Origin of the sequence: Paenibacillus sp. oral taxon 786 str. D14 (assembly GCF_000159955.1) — a bacterium.
Taxonomy (GTDB): Bacteria; Bacillota; Bacilli; order Paenibacillales; family Paenibacillaceae; genus Fontibacillus; species Fontibacillus phoenicis.
Map to the genome: position 1 here is coordinate 1 of NZ_GG696012.1, position 1888 is coordinate 1888.

Here is a 1888-nt window from a genome sequence, read left to right on the forward strand (position 1 = left end):
TGTGCGCCCGGCATGGGCGTTATCTATAGGGTTCAAGTCCTGAATGGCGAAGGCAGTAGTAGCCATTAGCTTAAGGCAAGGGTCTCTATCGCGAGGTAGAATCTGAAGGAAGCCGGCGGCAAATCTCCGGCCCGAGGAACACGAACCTCATATGAGGCTGGCATTCGTTGGATGAGGCTGCATGACAAGTCAAAGTCCTTACTGCCGAAGGCGAATGAGAGTAAATGAGGCGGGTAGATGGAGAGGAAGATAACGCTCTTACCCGGGGAGGTCTGCGCGAAACGCGAAGTAAACTTCGTAACCCTGTTCGTGAGAGCAGGCTGAGCGTGCAGAAGTCAGCCGATGTCATAGTACACAGCTTGTCGCGAGGGCTGTGGAAGGACAGAACGTCAAGGAGAATGGAAACCAAGGCGTTCGGGATTATGCAATGAAAGCAGACAATCCGCAAGGACTTATCCGAAGGAGGAAGTGATGAATGCACGGGGGACTTCGGAAGGGCAGAGTGTAATCCCGGCACAAGATGGAGCTTTCATTCACGCAAGGAGAGATCAACCATGATGGAACGGGTCCTGTCACCGGACAACCTTAGAATCGCACTAAAGCGTGTGGAAAAGAACAAAGGGAGCCATGGAGTCGATGGAATGCCCGTCAAAGACCTGAGAAGGCACCTGCAGCTTCATTGGCAAGAAATCCGGCGTTCATTAGAGGAAGGCACCTATGAACCCCAACCGGTCCGAAGGGTCGAAATCCCGAAACCTAATGGCGGAGTGAGGTTGCTAGGTATACCTACGGTGACAGACCGTTTCATCCAGCAAGCGATCGCGCAGGTACTAAGCCCGATCTTCGAGCCGACGTTCTCCGAGCATAGTTATGGATTCCGCCCTAAGCGGAGCACCCATGATGCTGTTCGACAAGCAAAAGAATATGTGAGAGAAGGATATCGATGGGTCGTCGATTTAGACTTGGAGAAATTCTTTGATCGCGTGAACCATGATCGACTAATGGCAAAGATTGCACAGCGAATCTCGGATAAAGCACTGCTAAAACTGATCCGGAAATACTTGCAATCAGGTGTCATGATCAATGGAGTCGTAGTGGAGACAGAGGAGGGAACCCCACAAGGAGGCCCGTTGAGCCCGTTATTATCCAACATCGTACTGGATGAGATGGATAAGGAGCTGGAGCAACGAGGACTGCGCTTTGTGAGATACGCAGACGATAGCAACATCTACGTGAAGTCCCGCAAAGCAGGTGAAAGGGTGAAATCCTCAATCACGAAGTTCATTGAGCAGACCCTAAAGCTTAAAGTAAACCATGAGAAAAGCGCAGTCGATCGCCCCTGGAAACGAAAGTTCCTAGGGTTCAGCTTCACCGTGAACAAAGACCCCAAAATCCGTATCGCGCCCCAATCGTTACAGAAGGCGAAGAAGAAAATTCGGGAGATCACTTCCAGAAGAAAATCCATTTCCATGGAACGCCGGATTCAGGAACTCAACCAATATCTCATCGGATGGTGCGGACACTTCGCACTGGCCGAAACACCGAGCGTATTCCAGAGGCTGGACGAATGGACACGGCGAAGACTGCGAATGTGCATTTGGAAACACTGGAAGAATCCCAGAACGAAAGTAAAAAGGCTTCAATCTTTAGGAGTGCCTAAAGATAAAGCCTATGAATGGGGAAATTCCCGAAAGGGGTACTGGCGTATTGCATGCAGTCCGATTTTGCACAGACCTTTAGGAAAGAATTATTTCGACTCCTTAGGTCTGCGCAGTCTTTCGGAACGTTATTTCGACTTGCGGTCAACTTAGACGAACCGCCGTATACCGAACGGTACGTACGGTGGTGTAAGAGGGACGGAGGTTAGTCACCTCCCCCTATCTTCATT

General features: G+C 50.4%; 1 protein-coding gene. It reads left to right on the plus strand.

The window, feature by feature from the left end:
- Nucleotides 1-554 precede the first annotated feature (554 nt).
- Nucleotides 555-1811 carry a group II intron reverse transcriptase/maturase gene (ltrA, locus tag POTG_RS22440; RefSeq protein ID WP_009227144.1) on the plus strand — a complete coding sequence of 419 codons (1257 nt, stop codon included), beginning with the start codon at nt 555-557 and terminating at the stop codon, nt 1809-1811.
- Nucleotides 1812-1888: the final 77 nt, after the last annotated feature.

Bases quoted from the DNA above. Each gene is read 5' to 3' on its own strand.
- ltrA (WP_009227144.1), top strand. From the start codon at position 555: ATGATGGAACGGGTCCTGTCACCGGACAACCTTAGAATCGCACTAAAG.